Origin of the sequence: Glaciecola sp. HTCC2999 (genome assembly GCF_000155775.1) — a bacterium.
In the GTDB taxonomy this organism is placed as follows: Bacteria; Pseudomonadota; Gammaproteobacteria; order Enterobacterales; family Alteromonadaceae; genus Opacimonas.
This window is the reverse complement of sequence record NZ_DS989816.1, coordinates 23,756-26,000: the sequence shown is the minus strand read 5'-3', so window position 1 is coordinate 26,000 and position 2,245 is coordinate 23,756. Positions and strand designations below refer to the sequence as shown.

Sequence of the window (2,245 nt, the reverse complement as noted above, 5' to 3'; positions counted from 1 at the left end):
ACTTACCGTCACCGATTTTACCCGTGTTTGCCGCAGAGGTGATCGCTTCAATCGCTCTATCTACTACATCATCTGATAAAATGATCTCAATCTTCATTTTAGGTAAAAAATCTACTTGGTATTCAGCACCTCGATATAACTCAGTATGCCCTTTTTGACGGCCAAAACCTTTAACTTCGGTTACGGTCATACCATTCACACCCACATCGGCTAAGGCTTCACGGACATCATCCATTTTGAACGGTTTAATAATTGCTTCTATTTTTTTCATCACTTACTCGCTGTCATAAATAGTTGGAATAGGAATACGTTTGTGTTGCGTCTTTTGGTAAATTGCCACAAGTTTATCACTTACTGCAGGGCTGACGTCACGCCCTTCTAAAAAATCATCAATTTCATCATAACTCAACCCAAGTGCTTGTTCATCTGCTAATTGCGGTGTCAACGATTCTAAATCAGCAGTTGGTGCTTTGGTAATGACCTTTTCAGGGGCCCCCATGTAGGTTGCCAATTGGCGCACTTGACGTTTATTCAGACCAAATAATGGCGCTAAATCACAGGCCCCATCACCATATTTAGTATAAAAACCAGTGATATTTTCAGCACTATGGTCAGTCCCTAGCACTAAGCCATTTAACATACCGGCTATTTCATATTGGGTGACCATTCTTGCTCTCGCTTTGACATTGCCTTTCACAAAATCAATATGATGAGGGTCTTGTGGCATTAACCCCGCATCAGCGAGTGCTTGAGTTGTTTGTGCATGGATAGCATCGGTTCCCGGTTGCACATTCACGCTCACACTTTGGGTTGGTTGTATAAACGTAATTGAATCTTGTGCATCCTGCTCATCGGCTTGTGTGGAATAAGGTAGTCGCACTGCGATAAATTGATATTGACCTTGAGCTTGTTCATTAAGACCGTCTACGGCAAGCTGTGCTAAACGGCCTAAGGTACAAGAATCTATACCACCGCTAATCCCTAAAACTAAAGATGTGCAACCTGAGGCTTTAAGCTGTTGCTGAATAAATGCGACTCTACGTTTTACTTCGTGAGCTGCATCGATAGTAGGTAGCACTTTCATTTCCGCTAAAATAGTAGCGATCATAGTCAAACCTTTTGAGCTGAATGAGTGAATGTGTAAAACCTGTCTTTGAGACAGTTGCTTCAAATTTATTACGCAGCATAATTAGCGTATATAAAGTGGAGCATTTTAAGGGTTTAGAATACCTAAAAACATACCCTATTGCATTAATATTATAATGAGTATTGAATATTTTTTAAGGCTGATCATGTGAACTCACCGCATTTAACGTCAGGATTTCGCGCCAAGCTTCCATCTAGAGGCACAAGAGGAATATCACCTACGTTAGGCCTGACCTTATTAGAAATGATGCTGGCATTAAGTATTATAGGGATCACCACCACACTGGTCGTGCCAAGTGCTCAGAATATTTTTATTCAAAACCGAATTATCAGTGAACAAAACCGGATCGGCCGTTTATTACAATATGCACGGCTACAAGCGTTAGAAACTAAACAAAGCATTACCGTTTGCCCTAGTAACGATTATGTTCAATGCAGTGATGATTGGACGGTAAGTAAAATCGTGTTTGCTGATGTGAATAATAACACTCACATTGATGGTAACGAAGTCCTGTTAATTAGTAGTGAACAAAGTGAGTTACAGACATTAGTGAGTGGGCCAGCTCGAGGCATCACATTCCATTTCAGTGGAACAAGTGCCAGCCCTGGGACTATTAAACTGTGTGATGTTTCAGCGAAAGTTCAATTTACCCGAGCCTTGTTTGTGAGCTTACAAGGTCGGGTATCCACTAGTAAAGACAGCGATGGTGATAATGTATATGAGAAAAATAACGGTAAGATGCTACGTTGTGAATAATAGTTAAATCACTATTGCCACTGTTACCATAACTCGGGATCATTTAATGCATCAACACACCCAGTTGTGCCAACTATAGGTTCAATCATTTGACCATCAAGCGATTGAGCAAGCCAACCGATTGGCTCACTCAATGGACAAGGCGCTTTAACAATATCTTCATTAATTTGATAAAAACCTGTCTTAGAATAATAGTTTGGATCGCCATAAGTGAAAACTAAATCAATGTGCATAGCCTTAAGATGTGCCAGTCCATATTGAATGAGCTGTTGGCCAATCCCCTGACTTGCACATCTGTTGATACGCCACCGGCGACAAAATAAATGCCGATTGTTCGTTTGG

General features: G+C 40.8%; 3 protein-coding genes and 1 pseudogene. 1 reads left to right on the top strand and 3 read right to left on the bottom strand.

All coding sequences use genetic code 11. The annotated features are described in order from the left end of the window. Both G2999_RS12460 and nadE read right to left on the bottom strand, forming a co-directional pair. The coding region (locus G2999_RS12460; RefSeq protein WP_010181798.1) for a P-II family nitrogen regulator at nt 1-271 on the bottom strand (271 nt) is incomplete at its 3' end. Between the two features lie 3 nt (nt 272-274). After that, the gene (nadE, locus tag G2999_RS11000) at nt 275-1,108 is read right to left on the bottom strand and encodes an ammonia-dependent NAD(+) synthetase (RefSeq protein WP_010181796.1); all 834 of its coding nucleotides are present in this window, start codon (nt 1,106-1,108) and stop codon (nt 275-277) included. 186 nt (nt 1,109-1,294) lie between these two features. On the opposite strand from nadE, the gene G2999_RS10995 reads away from it, so the two are divergent. Beyond that, on the top strand, nt 1,295-1,903 hold the full coding sequence (locus G2999_RS10995) for a GspH/FimT family pseudopilin (RefSeq protein ID WP_010181794.1): 609 nt from the start codon (nt 1,295-1,297) through the stop codon (nt 1,901-1,903). A gap of 23 nt (nt 1,904-1,926) precedes the next feature. Here G2999_RS10995 and G2999_RS12455 read toward each other — a convergent pair. Further along, nucleotides 1,927-2,245, bottom strand: a pseudogene (locus G2999_RS12455) (hypothetical protein); the annotation flags it as partial.

Excerpts from the sequence above, each read along its gene's own strand:
- nadE (WP_010181796.1), bottom strand. The coding sequence starts at position 1,108 with ATGATCGCTACTATTTTAGCGGAAATGAAAGTGCTACCTACTATCGAT.